General features: G+C 66.4%; 12 protein-coding genes. 1 reads left to right on the top strand and 11 read right to left on the bottom strand.

Going from position 1 to position 16,649, the window contains the following annotated elements:
• Positions 1 to 8: 8 nt before the first annotated feature.
• The 3 genes from HV793_RS06530 to HV793_RS06520 form a co-directional block, all read right to left on the bottom strand.
• Complete coding sequence (locus tag HV793_RS06530) at positions 9 to 1,616, bottom strand: peptide chain release factor 3 (protein WP_054455568.1); 1,608 nt, start codon at positions 1,614 to 1,616, stop codon at positions 9 to 11.
• A 111-nt stretch (positions 1,617 to 1,727) separates the two neighbouring features.
• Positions 1,728 to 2,357, bottom strand: coding sequence for a LysE family translocator (locus HV793_RS06525; protein WP_054455566.1), 630 nt, complete (start codon positions 2,355 to 2,357; stop codon positions 1,728 to 1,730).
• Positions 2,358 to 2,390: 33 nt separating this feature from the next.
• Positions 2,391 to 3,917 carry a DEAD/DEAH box helicase gene (locus HV793_RS06520; protein WP_175212858.1) on the bottom strand — a complete coding sequence of 509 codons (1,527 nt, stop codon included), beginning with the start codon at positions 3,915 to 3,917 and terminating at the stop codon, positions 2,391 to 2,393.
• Between the two features lie 304 nt (positions 3,918 to 4,221).
• On the opposite strand from HV793_RS06520, the gene HV793_RS06515 reads away from it, so the two are divergent.
• Positions 4,222 to 5,694 (top strand): YdgA family protein, encoded by a 1,473-nt coding sequence (locus HV793_RS06515; RefSeq protein WP_125471003.1) that lies wholly within the window; start codon positions 4,222 to 4,224, stop codon positions 5,692 to 5,694.
• Positions 5,695 to 5,784: 90 nt separating this feature from the next.
• Here HV793_RS06515 and HV793_RS06510 read toward each other — a convergent pair whose 3' ends face one another.
• The 8 genes from HV793_RS06510 to HV793_RS06475 all read right to left on the bottom strand — a co-directional run bounded on the left by HV793_RS06510 (position 5,785) and on the right by HV793_RS06475 (position 16,546).
• Positions 5,785 to 6,993 (bottom strand): metal-dependent hydrolase family protein, encoded by a 1,209-nt coding sequence (locus HV793_RS06510; RefSeq protein ID WP_054455560.1) that lies wholly within the window; start codon positions 6,991 to 6,993, stop codon positions 5,785 to 5,787.
• 25 nt (positions 6,994 to 7,018) lie between these two features.
• Positions 7,019 to 8,746: an ABC transporter ATP-binding protein gene (locus HV793_RS06505; protein WP_054455558.1), complete on the bottom strand. Its 1,728-nt coding sequence runs from the start codon at positions 8,744 to 8,746 to the stop codon at positions 7,019 to 7,021.
• Between the two features lie 7 nt (positions 8,747 to 8,753).
• Positions 8,754 to 9,680, bottom strand: a complete 927-nt coding sequence (locus HV793_RS06500; RefSeq protein WP_054455556.1) for an ABC transporter permease — start codon at positions 9,678 to 9,680, stop codon at positions 8,754 to 8,756.
• Positions 9,681 to 9,690: 10 nt separating this feature from the next.
• Entirely contained in the window at positions 9,691 to 10,662 is a 972-nt protein-coding gene (locus tag HV793_RS06495; RefSeq protein WP_054455554.1) for an ABC transporter permease, read from the bottom strand.
• Positions 10,663 to 10,779: 117 nt separating this feature from the next.
• A complete protein-coding gene (locus tag HV793_RS06490; protein WP_054455552.1) occupies positions 10,780 to 12,387 on the bottom strand; it encodes an ABC transporter substrate-binding protein in 1,608 nt (535 codons plus the stop codon).
• A 356-nt stretch (positions 12,388 to 12,743) separates the two neighbouring features.
• Positions 12,744 to 14,132 carry a GTPase/DUF3482 domain-containing protein gene (locus tag HV793_RS06485; protein ID WP_175163678.1) on the bottom strand — a complete coding sequence of 463 codons (1,389 nt, stop codon included), beginning with the start codon at positions 14,130 to 14,132 and terminating at the stop codon, positions 12,744 to 12,746.
• On the bottom strand, positions 14,125 to 15,567 hold the full coding sequence (locus HV793_RS06480; RefSeq protein WP_244958626.1) for a DUF2868 domain-containing protein: 1,443 nt from the start codon (positions 15,565 to 15,567) through the stop codon (positions 14,125 to 14,127). Before HV793_RS06480 ends, HV793_RS06485 begins: the two co-directional genes overlap by 8 nt.
• A gap of 88 nt (positions 15,568 to 15,655) precedes the next feature.
• A complete protein-coding gene (locus HV793_RS06475; protein WP_175212856.1) occupies positions 15,656 to 16,546 on the bottom strand; it encodes an AraC family transcriptional regulator in 891 nt (296 codons plus the stop codon).
• Positions 16,547 to 16,649 lie beyond the last annotated feature (103 nt).

Raw genomic sequence — 16,649 nt, 5'->3', positions numbered from 1 at the left:
GAACGGGTCTACGCTTTGTCTCCGAAAACCTTGCCGCCGTGCTCGCGCATGGCATGGAATTTCACATCGGGATACAGTTCCTCGGCCACGCGCAATTGCGCGGGAGAACCGATCAAAAACGCCGCCGCATCCACAACATCATAGGCGATATGGGCGGCATTGGCATCCATGAACTTGCGCAGCGCCTTGGGGTTTTCAGACGTAATCCAACGTGCCATTGTGTAGCGGGAAGGCAGCATCCGCGCGTCCACGCCGTACTCGGTCTTCAGGCGATGGGCGACCACTTCGAACTGCAGTTGTCCGACCGCGCCCAGCAGCAGCGAGCCGCCGGCAGCCTCGGGACGGAACACCTGGATGGCCCCTTCCTCGCCCAATTGGGTGAGACCGGTGCGCAACTGCTTGGTGCGCAGCGGATCCTTCACTTCCACGGCCTGGAACAGCTCGGGGGCGAAGAACGGCAGCCCGGTGAACTGCAGCGTCTCTCCTTCGGTCAGCACGTCGCCCAACTGCAGCACGCCGTGGTTGGGAATGCCGATCACGTCGCCGGCATAGGCCTCGTCCAGCAGCTCGCGGCGCTGTGACAGGAAGGACACCACGTTGTTGGGGCGCATTTCCTTGTTGGTGCGCGCGACCTTCAGGCGCATGCCGCGTTCGAAGCGGCCGGAGCTTACGCGCACGAACGCGACGCGGTCGCGGTGGGCCGGATCCATGTTGGCCTGCACCTTGAACACCACGCCGGTGAACTTGGGTTCCACGGGCTGCACCAGGCGCTGCATGGACTCGCGCGGGCCCGGGGGCGGCGCCTGTTCGACCAGCGCGTCCAGCACTTCCTGCACACCGAAGTTGTTGATGGCGGAGCCGAAGAACACAGGCGTCTGCTTGCCGGCCAGGAATTGTTCGCGGTCGAAGGCGGGCGCGGCTTCGTTGATGAGTTCGATCTCGCCGCTGGCCTGCTCGAACGCCGAGCCAAAGCGCCGGGCGATTTCGGGATTGCTCAGGCCTTCGATGAAGTCGTCCTTGTCCGAGCGGCGTTCCTGGCCGGGGCGGAACACGCGCATGCGGTCCTGGCGGATGTCGAATACGCCGCCGAAGGCCTTGCCCATGCCGACCGGCCAGGAGAACGGCACCGCGTCCATGCCCAGGTGGCCTTCGATTTCGGACAGCAGTTCCAAAGGTTCGCGCACTTCGCGGTCCATCTTGTTGATGAACGTAATGATGGGCGTGTTGCGCGCGCGGCAGACCTGCAAGAGGCGGATGGTTTGCGGCTCCACGCCGTTGGCGGCGTCGATCACCATGAGTGCGGCGTCCACGGCCGTCAGCACCCGGTACGTGTCTTCGGAGAAGTCCGCGTGGCCCGGGGTGTCGAGCAGGTTGATGACGCAATCGCGGTATTCCATCTGCATCACCGAGGACGCCACGGAAATGCCGCGCTGCTTTTCGATTTCCATCCAGTCGGACGATGCATGGCGCGAAGCCTTGCGCGCCTTGACGCTGCCGGCGATCTGGATCGCGCCTGCGAACAGCAACAGCTTTTCGGTCAGTGTCGTCTTGCCCGCGTCGGGGTGGGAAATGATGGCGAACGTACGGCGCCGCGCTACTTCGTGAGGGATGTTCATGATCGGAAGGATTTTACTTGGCGCCGCTTTTGGGCCCGGCGCGGTCCGGTATCGGGCATGAAAAACGCGCGGGGCATGCGCCGTCGCCAGCGCATGCCCCGCACATGGGGTTCAGGAATGGCGGCGGAACGAAGCCAGGAACACGCCGGCCAGGATGAAGAGCGAACCGAAGGTCCGGTTCATCCAGCGGATATGCTTGGCGCTGCGCAGCAGGCGCAGCACGCGCGCGGCCAGCAGCGTGTACACGCCCATGGCCACCAGGTCGGTGAACGCCAGCGTGGCGGCGATCGCCGCATACTGCTGCGTCAGCGGCAGCGCGGTATCCACGAACTGCGGCACCACGGCCAGCAGGAACACCGTGCCCTTGGGGTTCATGGTGTTGATCAGGAAGCCGCGCAGCACCAGTTCCCGGATCGTGGCGCGCTTGGGATCGCCGGAATCCACTGTGACGGGCGCCGCATCCGTGCGGATCTGGCGCACGCCCAGGTAGATCAGGTAGGCCACGCCCAGATACTTGACCACGTTGAAGGCCACCTCGGAGGTGGCCAGCACCGCGCCCAGCCCCACGGCCACCACCACGAACTGGAACAGGATGCCCATGATCAGGCCAGCCGTGTTCCAGTAGCCGCGCGCAAAGCCGTACTTCAGGCCGGAGGACATCGCCGAGATCGCGCCCGCGCCAGGCGAGAACGAAATGGCCCAGGAGGCCAGGAAGAACGTCAACCAGGTAGATAAGGGCATGGCGCGGGTCCGTGGGTAGCGGTTGCGGTGATATTACTTGCTCAGCAACGCGGCGCGCGGCGCGCCCGAGGGGCGTCCGGAACCGCCATTGCCTGCCGGGCGGCCGGAGCCCTCCGGACGGCGATGGTTCTGCTGGGGACGGCCTTCGTTGCGGCCGGCGTGGGCCGGACGGTCGGCGGGCTTGCCGTCGCGCGGGCCATGGCTGGCGCGGCCTTCGCCGCCGGCACGGGCCGGCGCGGGGGCGCGGTTGCCGGTCGCGGCGCGGGGCTGGCCCTGGCCTTGTCCCTGGCGCGAACGGCCGCCATTGCCATTGCCATTGCCGCTGCGGCCGCCATTACGGCCGCCGCCGCCGCGCGGGCTGCGGTTGTCTTCGTCGCGCTCCTGGCGGTCGTAGGCCGCCGCGGTCGTGGCCGGCGGCGTCCAGCCTTCCACGGGCTTGCGCTCGATGGTCTTCTTGATCAGGCGCTCGATGTCCTTCAACAGCTTGATTTCGCTGTTGTCGACCAGCGAGACCGCGGCGCCGGTGGCGCCGGCGCGGCCGGTGCGGCCGATGCGGTGCACGTAGTCTTCAGGCACATTGGGCAGTTCGAAGTTCACCACCTGGGGCAGTTGGTCGATGTCCAGGCCGCGGGCGGCGATGTCGGTCGCCACCAGCACCGTCACGGTGCTGTCCTTGAAGCCGGCCAGCGCGCGGGTGCGGGCCGACTGGCTCTTGTTGCCGTGGATGGCGGCGGCGGTCAGGCCGTCCTTGACCAGCTTTTCGGCCAGGCGGTTGGCGCCGTGCTTGGTGCGGGTGAACACCAGCACCTGGTGCCAGCCGCTTTCGCGGATGATGTGGCTGATGAGGTCGCGCTTGTGGTGCTGTTCCACCATGTGCACCGTCTGGGTGACCAGTTCGGTGGCGGTGTTGCGCGGGGTGACCGAGACTTCGCCCGGGTTGTTCAGCACGCCGCGCGCCAGGGTGCGGATCTCGTCGGAGAAGGTGGCCGAGAACAGCAGGTTCTGGCGCTGCTTGGGCAGCAGCGCGAGGACCTTGCGGATATCGCGGATGAAGCCCATGTCCAGCATGCGGTCGGCTTCGTCCAGCACCAGGATCTCGACGCCGGACAGGTCCACGGTCTTCTGGCCGCAGTGGTCCAGCAGGCGGCCGGGGGTGGCGACCAGGATGTCCAGCGGCTTTCTCAGCGCGGAGATCTGGGGGTTGATGTTGACGCCGCCGAACATCACCATGGAGGACAGCGGCGTGTACTTGCCATAGGTCTGCACCGATTCCTCGACCTGCGCGGTCAACTCACGCGTCGGGGTCAGGATCAGGCAGCGCGGGCGGCCGGGCTTGCGCTGCTCGGGCTTTTTCTGCATCAGCAGGTGCAGGATGGGCAGCGTGAAGCCGGCGGTCTTGCCGGTGCCGGTCTGTGCGGCGGCGAGCAGGTCGCCACCCTTGAGGACCTGGGGAATTGCCTGGGCCTGAATGGGAGTGGGCGCGGTGTAGCCGGTTTCGGCAATGGCGCGCAACAGGGAATCAGCCAGCCCGAGGTCGGCAAAAGGGGAAGAGGTAGTCAAAACAACTCCAGCGGCAGCCCGTCGCTCAAGTTGAGAGACTCCAATCCAGGCGGACGAATAAAGGAGAAAAGGGAAGCGCCCTGACGGGCGAAGCTTGGCAGCGAAGGGCCTAGCGGACGTGCGCAGATTGGCAAAACGCACCGAAGGATTGTAGCTGATGTGGCGCTGCAGCACCGCCCGGGAAGGCTGGTTCTGTATCAATAAGCAACACATTGCAGCGCCTTTGCACGAAATAAGTGTTTTCCCTAGGCTGCAATCCCTATAATCCGTCCGCTTTCATCCATTTGAAGAATAAAGGATCGCAATGAAAAAATCGGCAATTGTGGGCGTAGTCGTCGCGCTGGGCGCAGTATGGACCGGCACGGCTTGGTATACGGGCCAGAAGGCCGAGGCTTTCGTCAAGCAATCGATCGAGCAGGCCAACCTTGAACTGAAGAAGGTCGGCGAAAAATGGGGTGTGACCCCCGTGGTTGAGCTGGTCTCCTTCGACCGCGGCGTGTTTTCGTCCACCGAGCGCTACCGCGTCAAGTTCACCGAGCCGGCCGCCGACGGCAAGCCGGCCGTCGACCACGAACTCGTGTTCCTCGAGCACCTGGACCACGGCCCCTTCCCGCTGTCCAACCTGAAGTCGGGCTCGTTTGCGCCCGCCATGGTGGCCAGCCGCTTCCAGCTGGAAGAGACGCCCCTGGTCAAGGAATGGTTCGCCGCCGCCAAGGGCGCGGTGCCCCTGTCCGGCGCCTATAGCGTCAGCTATGCCAAGAACATCAGCGGCAACTTCGACATGGCTCCCGTCGAGTTCGCCAAGGACGCCAACAGCCTGAAGTTCTCGGGCATGAAGGGCGACGTGACCTACGCCACCGGCAGCAAGCACGGCACGGTCGCGCTGAAGGCCGACAGCCTGACGCTGGCGGGCGAGTCCGAAGAAAGCGACATCGTCAGCATGGCCATGACCGGCCTGACCCTGACCAGCGACATGACGCCGGCTTCGAACGACATGTACGTGGGCAGCCAGAAGGTCGCGCTCAAGAACTGGACCATCACGTCCAAGGAAAAGCCGCCGGTCCAGCTCAAGGACACCGCGATTACCGTCGACATGACCGAAGCCAACTCGCTCATGGGCGTGAAGATGGCCATGGATTTCGGCATGATCAACGTGCAGGAAAAGGACATGGCCGGCCTGAAGCTGGTGCTGGACGCGCAGAAGCTGGATTCGAAGGCGTTCAAGGCGCTGAACGACGTCTATGAAGCCGCTTCGCGCCGCATGATGCAGAGCAAGGGCGAAGAGCAGTCGCCCCAGTTCACGGATGAAGAAAAGCAGGTCCTCAAGACCAACGTCGAGCTGCTGCTGGCTGGCAACCCGACGCTGGCAGTGTCGCCGCTGGAAGTGCGTACCGCCAACGGCACGTCGACCTTCAACCTGGACCTGGACATGGCCAAGCCGGCATCGCTGGACGGCGAGTTCGCCGATACGCTGAAGCAGACGATCCGCAAGCTCAATGCCAAGCTGGTGCTGTCCAAGGGCAACCTGAGCGACCTGATGGCCATCGAGCCCCAGGTGCGCGGCGTGCCGGCCGAGCAGGCTCAGCAGACCGCCAAGGGCCAGGCTGAAATGGTTGGCACCATGGCTACCGCCATGGGCATGGCCAAGGTCGAAAACAACAACATCGTGACGTACCTGAACTACGCCGACGGCCAGGTCGATTTCAACGGCAAGAAGATGCCGGTCGAGCAGTTCCTGATGATGGTCATGAGCGGCGCGATGGGCGGCGCCCGCTAAGTCGGCGCACCACTCGACTCGAGCTGTACAAAGGCCGCCGCGCCCAGGGCGCGGCGGCCTTTTTCATTGCGGGCTGGGAATCGTCGCGTTTCAGAGGGGCAAGGCGCCGGCGGCCACTTCGCCGTTGCGCAGTACCGCAACGTGGAAGCGCTTGTCGGCCGCCTTCATGATGTCTTCGGTGGGATCGCCCTGCACCAGCAGCAGATCGGCCACGTTGCCCTCGGCGATGGCGCCGTGCTGGTCCATGCCCATCAGGTCGTGTCCGCGCGAGGTGCCGGCGATGAGCGCGTCCACGGGCGTCATGCCGAACTCGACCATGTAGGCCAATTCCATGGCGTTCTCGCCGTGCAGGTTGAACGGGGTGCCGGCGTCGGTGCCCAGCGCAATGCGCCCGCCCGCCTTGTAATACATCTGGAACGATTCGCGGTGGCGTTGCTCCACCGCGCGCGCCTTCTCGACCGCGTAGGCGGGGATGCCGTTGTCGGCGTTGGCGATGATGTTGCGCACCGCGGCGATGGTGGGCACCAGATAGGTCTGGGCGTCCAGCATCTCGCGCAGGCATTCGTCGTCCATGAAGATGCCGTGCTCGATGGAATCGATGCCGGCGCGCACTGCGTTCAGGATGCCCAGCGTGCCTTGCGCATGACTGGCGGTGCTTTTACGAAAGCGCTTGGCCTCGTGCACGCCGGCCTTCATTTCGTCGAAGCTGTAGTGCGCGTCCATGGGGCTGACGCCGGGCGTCATGACGCCGCCCGTGGCCATGATCTTCACCAGGTCGCAGCCGGCGTGGACCTGTTCGCGCACGGCCTTGATCACGTCCTCGCAGCCGTCGGCCACGCGGCCGATGCGGTTGCCGTGGCCGCCCGTCATGCAGATGATGCGGCCCGAGGCCCTGATCGTGGGGCCGGGGAACACGCCGCGCGCGATGGCGTCGCGCACGCCGAATTCCAGGTAGTCCTTGCCGCCGCAATCGCGCAGCGCGGTGACGCCGCCGCGCAGGCTGGCCTGCGCGTTCTCCAGCGCCGTCAACGTGATCTGCGCAGGGCCTTGCTTGCTCAGTTGCGCGTTGGGATCGGCGCCGCCGGTGTAGACCAAATGGACGTGACAGTCGGCCAGGCTGGGCATCAGCGTCATGCCGTCCGTGCGCACGGTCGCGCCGGCGTAGCCGGAAAACTCCCCGGCCGGCGCCACGCGCACCACGTGCCGGCCTTCGACCAGCACGCCGTGGTTGGGCAGCAGTTTGCCCTTGCCGTCGAAAACCTGGCCGCCTGTAAACAGGGTCTGTCGTGTCGCCGTCATGTCTCGCTCCGGGTTGCGCCTGGCGTTACTCCGCCACTTCCAGGCCCTCGCGGGACATGGATTGCAGGCGGGGCATGAGGCCAAGCAGGTGTTGGCTGTAGGGATGCTGCGGACGTTCGAAGAGGTCTTCGGTGTTGGCCACTTCCAGCAGTTCGCCATAGCGCATCACGCCCACGCGGTCGCACATCTGGCGGATCACCGGCAGGTCGTGGCTGATGAACAGCATGGTCAGCCCGAGTTCCTCTTGCAGGTCTTTCAGCAGGTTCAGGATCTGCGCCTGGATGGACACGTCCAGCGCCGAGGTCGGTTCGTCGCAGATAAGGAAGCGGGGGCGCGTGGCCAGCGCCCGCGCGATGCAGATGCGCTGGCGTTGGCCGCCCGAGAACTCGTGCGGAAAGCGTTCGGCGGCGCGATCGCCCAGGCCCACCACGTCCAGCAGGTCAGCCACGATGCGGCGCGTCTCTGCTTCGCTGGCCGCCAGCTTGTGGAAGCGGATCGGCTCGGCCACGATGTCCAGCACCCGCATGCGCGGATTGAGCGAGGAGAACGGATCCTGGAAGATCATCTGGATCTGCCGCCGGAACGGGTTCAGCTGCTTCTCGCCCTTGAGCGCGGTCAGGTCCGTGCCGCCGAAATTGACCGAGCCTTCGCTCGGCGTGTAGAGGCCGGAGATCAGCCGCGCCACGGTGGACTTGCCGGAACCGGACTCGCCCACCAGGCCGAAGACCTCGCCTTCGCCGATGGAGAAATTGACGCGTTTGACGGCGTCCAGCGTGCGCTGGTTGCGCTTGAGCAGCGCGCTCTTCAACACGAAGCGCATGCTCAGGTCGTTGACTTGCACCAGCGGACCGCCGGTGCGCGCGCCGAAGTCGCGGCGCTGGCCCAGCCAGTGGGTGGCCAGGTCCAGCGGCTGCGCCGGCTTTTTCACGTCCTCGATGTAGGTCACCAGCGGGAAGCGCCGCAGCTTGATGTCGGGACGCGGCACGGCCGAGATCAGGCTGCGCGTGTAGGGGTGGTCGGGGTCGCCCAGGATCTTGGAGGTGGGGCCTTGTTCGACCAGCTTGCCGTGGTAAAGAACCGCCACGCGATCCGTCACGTCCGCGATCACGCCCATGTCGTGCGTGATGATGATCATGCCAACCTGCTCTTCGCGGCACAGCTTCTTGAGCAGTTCCAGGATCTGCGCCTGGATCGACACGTCGAGCGCGGTGGTGGGTTCGTCGGCGATGATGACTTCGGGCTCGCAGCACAGCGCCAGCGCGATCACCACGCGTTGCCGCATGCCGCCCGAGAACTGGTGCGGGTATTGTTTGACGCGGAGTTCCGGCTTGTCGATGCCGACCTGCGTCAGTAGCTGCACGGCGCGTTTCTGGGCCTCGGCCTGGGACAGGTTCAGGTGCACCTGCATGGTTTCGACCAGCTGGCTTTCCACCGTCTGCAGCGGATCCAGCGAGGTCAGCGGATCCTGGAAGATCATGCCGATGCGGCGGCCGCGCACTTTGCGCTGCTGCGCCGGAGTCAGCGTGTCGATGCGTTCGCCGTTCAGCAGCACGGCGCCGCCCGCCAGGCGGCCAGGCGCCTCCAGCAGGCCGATCACGGCATTGCCGATGGTGGACTTGCCGGCGCCGGATTCGCCCACCACGCCCAGGATTTCGCCTTTTTCCAGGGACAGCGAGACGCCGTCCACGGCCACCAGCGTGCCGCGGCGGCTGGGAAATTCGATGCGGATATCTTCGATGTTCAACAGGGCCATGGCGTCCTCAGCGCAGCTTGGGGTTGAGCGCGTCGCGCAGCCAGTCGCCCAGCAGGTTGACCGACAGCACCAGCGCCACCAGCGCGATGCCGGGGAAGATGGAGATCCACCACATGCCCGAGAACAGGTAGCTGTTGCCGATACGTATCAACGTGCCCAGCGACGGCGCCGTGGGCGGTACGCCCACGCCCAGGAACGAGAGCGTGGCTTCGGTGATGATGGCGATGGCCAGGTGGATGGTGGCGATGACCAGTACCGGTCCCATCACGTTGGGCAGGATGTGCCGGCGCAGGATGGTGATGGGTCCGATGCCGATGAGGCGGGCCGCCTGCACGTATTCCTTGTTGCGTTCCACCAGTGTGGAGCCGCGCACGGTGCGGGCGTATTGCACCCAGCCCGAGATGCCGATGGCGAAGATCAGCACATACAGCGCGAGCTGGTCGTGCATGTCGCGCGGCAGCAGGCCGCGCGCCACGCCGTCGATCAGCAGCGCCACCAGAATGGCTGGAAACGACAGCTGCACGTCGGCGATGCGCATGATGAAGCTGTCCACGCGTCCGCCTGCATAGCCGCTGATGAGGCCCAGGCTCACGCCCAGCACCATCGAGAACAGCACGGACGCGAAACCCACCAGCAGCGACACGCGCGAGCCATACAGAACCGCCGACAGGATGTCGCGGCCCTGGTCGTCGGTGCCCAGCAGGAAGTCTGGGCTGCCGCCCTCTTCCCAGGCCGGCGGCGTGTTGGCGTCCATGATGCTCAAGGATGCCAGGTCAAAGGGGTTGTGCGGCGCGACGACGGGCGCGAACAGCGCGCCCAGCAGGATGGCCAGCGTGACGATCGCGGCGATGATGGCGCCGGGCGAACGCTTGAAGCTGTGCCAGAGGTCGCTGTCGGCCGCACGGGCGAAGAAGGGAGCGATGCGAGCAATCATGATGAGTCCTTTACTTGCTCTGCACGCGCAGACGCGGGTCCACGGCGAAGTACAGCAGGTCCACGACCAGGTTGATGAGCACGAACATGAAGGCGATCAGCACCAGATAGGCCGCCATGACGGGAATGTCCACCATGCTGATGGCCTGGATGAACAGCAGGCCCATGCCGGGCCACTGGAACACGGTTTCCGTGATGATGGCGAAGGCGATGATGGAACCCAGTTGCAGCCCGGTGATCGTGATGACGGGCACCATGGTGTTCTTCAACGCATGGCGGAAATTGATCAGCCGTTCCGGCAGGCCGCGGGCGCGCGCGAATTTGATGAAGTCGGCGCGCAGCACTTCCAGCATTTCGGCGCGCACCAGCCGCATGATCAGCGTCATCTGGAACAGCGCCAGCGTGATGGCCGGCATGATCAGCGCCAGCCAGCCTGATTTGGTCAGAAAGCCCGTGGTCCACCATCCCAGGCTGACCACGTCGCCGCGCCCGAAGCTGGGCAGCCATCGCAGCTGCACGCCGAAGAACAGGATGAGCAGAATGCCGATGAGGAAGGTGGGCAGCGAGATGCCGGCCAGCGAGATCGCCATGAAGGCCTTGGACAGCACGCCGTGGCGCTTGAGCGCGGTATAGATGCCCATGGGTATGCCCAGGGCCAGCGCCATCACGGCAGACACGAAGGACAGTTCCAGCGTGGCCGGCATGCGCTCTTCGAGCAGTTCGCTGACGGGCCGGCGGTGCCGGTACGATATGCCGAAGTCGCCGCGCACGGCGTTGGCCACGAAGTGCGCGTACTGCACCACGAAGGGATCGTCCAGGCCCAGCTGTTTGCGCAGTTCCGCGCGTTGTTCAGGGGTGGTGTCCTGGCCCACCATGCTGGCTATCGGATCGCCCACATAGCGGAACATGGAGAACGCGATCAGCGCCACCGTCAACATCACCAGCACCGACTGGATAAGCCGTTGCGCAACAAAGGAAAGCATTATCGGAAGCCCTCGGATTCAGATGACGCCGGGCCGCGTTTCCCTCGGGTAGCGGGAACCGGGGCTGGGCCGGGCGCGCCCGGGCGGCAGGTGCCGCCCGGGGCTCGCGTCGCCGGATTACGGCAGGACGACGTCGCGCAGGTCGAGCACGTCGTCGGCGCGCTGGATGACCTGGATGTTGTCCTTCACGCCCCAGGACATGGGCTGCTGGTGCAGCGGCAGGTAGCCATAGTCGTTGCGCACGATCTCGAAGGCTTCCTTGATCATGGCGTTGCGCTTGGCCTGGTCGGTTTCGACGCCGATCTTGTCGGTGAGTTCGTCGACCTTCTTGTTGCAGTACCCGCCCAGGTTGAACTGGCCCGCCGCCGTCTTGGCATTGCGGCACGAGGCCAGGTTCAGCAGCGTGTTGTGCGCGTCGGTGGAGCTGGGCGTCCAGCCCAGCATGTACATGCTGGTCTGGTTGCCGGCCTGCAGCAGGATCTTGCCGAAGTACTTCGACTTGGTCTGCGCCAGCAGGTTGATCTTGATGCCCACGCGCGCCAGCATGCCGGCCACGGCCTGGCAGACCTTTTCGTCGTTGACGTAGCGGTCGTTCGGGCAGTCCATGGTGACCGTGAAGCCCTTGGGATAGCCGGCTTCGGCCAGCAGCTTCTTGGCGCGCTCGGGATCCGGCTTGTACGGCGCGCCGAAGGAATCGTCATAGCCATTGATGGCGGTGGCGATGAGCGAGCCCAGCGGCTTGGCAGCGCCGCGCATGATCTTCTCGTTGATGGCCTTGGTGTCCACGGCCAGCACCACGGCTTCGCGCACCTTGGGATCCTTGAAGGGATTCTTGCCCTTCACGTCCGAGAACAGCAGTTCGTCGCGGTCCTGGTCCATGCCGATGAAGATGGCGCGCGCTTCCGGCGCGGTCAGCGGCTTGACGCCCTTGGCGTCTTCGAGGCGCTTCCAGTCCTGCACCGGTACAGGCTGCACCAGGTCCATTTCGCCGGAGATCAGCGCGGCCACGCGCGTCGCTTCCTGCGTGATGGGCTGGAAGATGACTTCGTCGACGTTGGTCTTGATGTTCTTGTTCCAGTAGCCGTCGTATCGCTTGAGCACGGTCTTCACGTCGGGCTGGCGCGAGGCCAGCATGAAGGGGCCGGTGCCGTTGGCATTCAGGTTGGCATAGTTGCCCTGGTTGTCGCCCTTGACGTTGGTGGCTTCGGTGGTCTTGTTCTTTTCCGACCACGACTTGCTCATGATGTACAGGAACACCCATTCGCGCGGCAGGATGGGGTTGGGCGTGGGCGTGGTGACTTCGATGGTGTAGTCGTCAATCTTCTTGATGTCGGAGGCCTTGGCGCCGTAGCCCTTCATGTCGGAGCCCGGGGTCAGGCTGCGCTTCCAGGAGAAGATGACGTCGTCCGCCGTGAACGGCGAACCATCGTGGAATTTCACGCCCTTGCGCAGCTTGAACACCCACTTCGTGGGTTCGGGGTTCTCCCAGCTTTCCGCCAGCAGCGGAGTCAGTTTCAGGTTGCCGTCGTAGCCGGCAAGCGTTTCGTAGATGTTGCCCTGGAAGCCCAGCGTGAACGTTTCGTTCAGGGCCATCGGATCCATGGACGTCGCATCGCCTTGATAGGACCAGTGAAAGGTCTTGGCGGCCGCGCCGGCGCTGAAAGCCAGCGATGCGGCGATGGCAGCGGCGAGCGCAGCTTGCTTCAGGTGGGGAAAAGTACGCATAGCCCTCATGCTCCGTGTGGTGCGCGGATAGCGCGACAGAAGTGACAGGGCCCCGGCCCCATGGGGATCCGGGGCATGGCGTTGCTGCTTACGACGAAAGACGGATTGGGGTCTGGCGGGACGCAGCGCGAGCTGCGCGTGCGCCGGTGATGGCGCTGCCGGGAATCACTGCGTAGGACTTCGACTTCACGATAGACCCAACCCCTTGTGATTATCATGACGGGGACGGACCCGCATCGATGTAGGACGAATCTTATCGACGCATTCGTTTAAGCGTCAATCGGTTTGGATTGGGGTTAGTACTTGCTTGCCGGCGGCGTGGAATGGTGCGTGCGGCAAGGCTGGCGGCTCTGCGCTCAGGCGCCGGGCGGGGGCGCGTCGGCAAGGGTTTTCGCCAATTCGCGCACCACGCGCTTGCGGCGGTCGCTGTCTTCGTAGTGCTCGCCCAGGGCCGACCATTCGGGCCGGCTGCGGGCCTCTTTCAACGCTTCGGGCAGGGGCCCTTTGCGCCAGGCATCGTCGTCCGGATGGTCTAGTCTCAATGGCTCGCGCGCGGCATGGCCGCGGCGCTCCAGCGCTTCGATCAGTTGGCGCTGGCGCAGGGCCAAAAGACGCAGCACCGCGTCGTCGACGCTGATTTCGCGCCAGCCGCGCAGCTTGCCCGCCACGCGCTTGCCCAGCTTTTCCACGCCTTGCCACAGGCCGCCGGCGGCCGCGCCGATCAGCATGCCGGTGCCCAGGCTCAAACCGGCGCTGAACAGGTCCACCGCCGCGCCGGCCATGGCGCCCGCGGCGGCGCCCATGCCCACCTGCACGCCCATGTCCTTCAGGGCCTGGGGATGGAACAGGTCCATGCCCCAGCGCTCGCCCTGCAGCGGCAGCGCATCATCGGTGAAGTCCGTCGCGCGGAAGTTGTAGAGCGCCAGCAATGCGTTGACGCAGGTCTGCTCGCGCTGGCGCACCTGGTCGCGCAGCGTGCCCGAGGCGGCCGCGAGCGCCGCGTCGTCGCTGGCGCTGGAGACGTGCAAGGCCGCCACGTCGACCAGCAGGTCGGCCAGCAGTTCGTAGGCGGCGCCACGGCGCGCGCGGCGCTGCTCGGCAAGATTGGCGGACAGCCGGGCCAGCGCGGCGGCGTGGCGGTCCAGCAGCACGCCGAGCTTGGCATAGAGCTGTTGTTCGCCATCCAGCGGCGGCGCGACGGTGTCGAACTCGACGACCGCGTGCAGGCCCAACCGGGCCATGGCGGCGCGCCATTCGTCGGCGCGATGCGCGGGCGCGTTGACGAAGTTCAGCACAGGCAGCAGAGGCCGGCCGCAGGCGGCCAGGATGGCGAGTTCGTCGCGGTGCTTGCCCAGTACCGGATCGCGCGCGTCGATGACGTACAGCGCCGCGTCGCAATCCAGCATCTTGGCCAGCACGCGGGCCTCCTGCTCGTAGCGGCCATGCGCCTCGGGCGTGTCGAGGAAGCGGCGGATGCGCGCCGGCCCGTCCAGGCGTTCTTGCGGGCTGTCGAGTTTTTCCAGGTACTCCAGCAGCGAGATGCTGTCTTCCATGCCCGGTGTGTCGAACCATTCCAGCACGGCCCGCCCTTCCAGCCGCAGGCGCGCGCCTTCGACGTGGCGCGTGGTGCCCGGGCTGTCGGCGACTTCACCGAAGGTGGTGTCGCGCGTCAGCGTGCGCAGCAACGAGGTCTTGCCGGTGTTGGTATGGCCGACCAGCGCAATCTTGATGAGGTCTTCAGCCATGGCCGGACTCCAGCCAGGCGAGCGGGGCCAGCGGCGCTTGCAGCACGGCATCGGCGGGCAGGCCCAGCGCCAGCAGGCGTTCGCGCCATAGCGGGGCGCGGGTGGCGGGAGCCTCGGCGTCCGCGCGCGGCGTGACCAGCCATACACGCGTCTGTTCCGCGTGCGCGGCCAGTTCGGCGATCAGCGACAGCGTTCCGCGGTCCGGCGTCTGGCGCGCATCGCAGGCGATCAGCATGCGCGTGGCGGCCTGGCCGGCGAGCGCGTCCAGCACGCGGTTGCGCTCTTCGCGGGTATCCAGATTGCCGGCCTGCTGGACGCCCGCGGGCATGTCGGCGGGCGGCCAGGCCAGGTCCGGCGGCAGTTCGAGCCCCAGCAGCACCGGCTGGCCGCCCAGGCCCGCGAGCGGCGGCGCGCCGACGCGCGGTTCGTGCAGGGGATCGACCGGGCGGTCTATGCCCGTGGACTGGGCGGGCGGCTCCAGGCGATCGCGCAAGGCGGAGAATCCGGGCAGCGAGGGATCGATGCGCAGGCGGCGCAAGGCGCGCAGCGATCCCGCCACGCACAGGGCGCCGGCCAACAGACGGGGCAGGATGCCGTAGACCACCAGCACGCCGATCAGCCACAGCGACCACTGCGCCTGCGCCTCGGCGGGCAGGGCCTGGGCGCCGTCGCTGGCGCGGATCATGGATGCGTCCGGCAGCGGAAAGCCCAGCAGGGACGGCAGCCAGCCCAAAGCCTGTGTCAGCCCGACGAATGTGTCGGGCGCCAGCAAGGTGGTGGCCCAGATGAAGCGGTAGCTGGCGGTGGAAAGCACGGCCAGCAGCACCGCCAGCGCTGCGCACAGGGCCGTCAGCCACAGCAGGTGGCTGACACTGCCGAAGAGCCAGCGCAAGGCGCCCGCGCGGGCCAGCAGGTTGAGAAAAGCCTGCGGTACCAGCGCGCTGTCGGGGCCGCGGGCCAGCTTGCGCGTGGCCCAGAGCCAGAGACGCCCCAGTCCCGTGACGGAGGACGCCCGCAGCAGGAAGCTGCCCAGCCACAGCAGGAAGGTGAGCGCATGCAGGCCCAGCAAGGCGCCCAGCGCCCACAGCACGTTGACTGGCCGCGAGCCGTCACCCAGCGCGCCCAGCGCGGCGCCTGCGCCGGAAATGGCGGCCAGCAGGAACAACGCGGCCAACATGGCGAGCGCGCTGCGGCGCCATGTGTCGATCAGGGGGATGAGATTCTCGCGCTGCGCCAGCAACGCGGCGCGAGCCAGGATGCGCGCGGGCAGATCGGCGTCCTGCTGGCGTACGCGGCGCACTGCGGCTGCGTCTTCCAGCGGCCCCCAATGCGTTTCGCGCAGACGTATCAGCTCCGCCAGCCAGTGCGCGCGCACGGGGCCGGCGCCGAGGGGTTCAGCCGGGGGGATGGAATCGCGAGAGGTCGTAGACGGCATCGCGTCGGGCGGCGGTACGGTCAGGCCCTGGGGGCGGTGGACCATTGTAGACCGGGCGGGACGGGAAACGGGGCCACAGCCCCACGCGTCAGTGCCTGGCGCGGGCGCTGCGGTACTGTCCGGGCGTGACGCCGACGGCGTCGCGGAAGACCCGCGCCAAGTGGCTGGCGTTGCCGAAGCCGCTGGCCTGGGCGATGCCGGCCAGGTCGCCCTTGCCGGCTGCGAGCAGCTTGCGCGCATGCGCCAGCCTCCGCGCCCGTACCCAGGCATGCGGCGGCTCGCCGAAAGAGGTGTGGAACATGCGGGCGAAGTGGTAGGTGGATAGCGCCGCCAGGCCTGCGAGTTCGTCCAGCGTCAGCGGCTCGGCCAGGTGCGCGTCAACATAGTCCATGATGCGCCGGCGCACGGCGGGCGCGAGACCGCCGCGCAGCGTTGCCGCGGGCTTGCGCGCCACGCCCTGGTTCAGCAGATGGTGCAGGACTGTTTCGGCCGCGCTGCTGGCCGCCAGCCGGTCGGCGGGCTGGTTCCAGTCGGTGTCCAGCAGCTGCCGGCAGACGTCGATCAGCGAGTCGTCGTGGATGTAGGTGCGGTCGCGCAGTTCCAGCGTGCGGGGCTCGCAGTCCAACCGCATGACGGCTTCGCGGGCCAGGCGTTCCGGAGCGATGTACAGATGCAGGAATTGCACGCTGTCGTTCATGCTCCAGCGCGAGTAGTGCTCCGAGGGCAGCACGCAGAACTTGCCGGCGCCGCCATGTAGCCTGTCCTGGCCCAGGCGGAACGACTTGTCGCCGCCACGCAGATAGAGTGACAGGGTGTGATGGCCCGGATTGTCGTAGCCCATGGTTTCGTGGGCGCTGCGTGACCATTGCGAGATGGCGATGCCCTCGCCCAGCGCGGCGGCGCGTCCCAACGTCGCGGTGGAGCCCGCCAGGGTGCGGAAGACGGAGAAATCGGCCGGGGCCGAGGCGACGGTAGCCATATGAGTGGAATGCTACTGCGATCTCGCGCGCGGCGCGTGCGCGCGAGGAAGAAAACCGCAAGAACCGGCAATTCTTGCGGGCCAGGGAGGCGCAAACTGGATT

It is taken from the genome of Achromobacter aegrifaciens, from assembly GCF_902859965.1.
Classification (GTDB): Bacteria; Pseudomonadota; Gammaproteobacteria; order Burkholderiales; family Burkholderiaceae_B; genus Achromobacter; species Achromobacter aegrifaciens.
This window is presented reverse-complemented; position numbering and strand designations above follow the sequence as displayed.

Bases quoted from the DNA above. Each gene is read 5' to 3' on its own strand.
- HV793_RS06530 (WP_054455568.1), bottom strand. From the start codon at position 1,616: ATGAACATCCCTCACGAAGTAGCGCGGCGCCGTACGTTCGCCATCATT.
- HV793_RS06525 (WP_054455566.1), bottom strand. From the start codon at position 2,357: ATGCCCTTATCTACCTGGTTGACGTTCTTCCTGGCCTCCTGGGCCATT.
- HV793_RS06515 (WP_125471003.1), top strand. From the start codon at position 4,222: ATGAAAAAATCGGCAATTGTGGGCGTAGTCGTCGCGCTGGGCGCAGTA.
- HV793_RS06510 (WP_054455560.1), bottom strand. From the start codon at position 6,993: ATGACGGCGACACGACAGACCCTGTTTACAGGCGGCCAGGTTTTCGAC.
- HV793_RS06505 (WP_054455558.1), bottom strand. From the start codon at position 8,746: ATGGCCCTGTTGAACATCGAAGATATCCGCATCGAATTTCCCAGCCGC.
- HV793_RS06500 (WP_054455556.1), bottom strand. From the start codon at position 9,680: ATGATTGCTCGCATCGCTCCCTTCTTCGCCCGTGCGGCCGACAGCGAC.
- HV793_RS06495 (WP_054455554.1), bottom strand. From the start codon at position 10,662: ATGCTTTCCTTTGTTGCGCAACGGCTTATCCAGTCGGTGCTGGTGATG.
- HV793_RS06490 (WP_054455552.1), bottom strand. From the start codon at position 12,387: ATGCGTACTTTTCCCCACCTGAAGCAAGCTGCGCTCGCCGCTGCCATC.
- HV793_RS06485 (WP_175163678.1), bottom strand. From the start codon at position 14,132: ATGGCTGAAGACCTCATCAAGATTGCGCTGGTCGGCCATACCAACACC.
- HV793_RS06480 (WP_244958626.1), bottom strand. From the start codon at position 15,567: ATGCCGTCTACGACCTCTCGCGATTCCATCCCCCCGGCTGAACCCCTC.
- HV793_RS06475 (WP_175212856.1), bottom strand. From the start codon at position 16,546: ATGGCTACCGTCGCCTCGGCCCCGGCCGATTTCTCCGTCTTCCGCACC.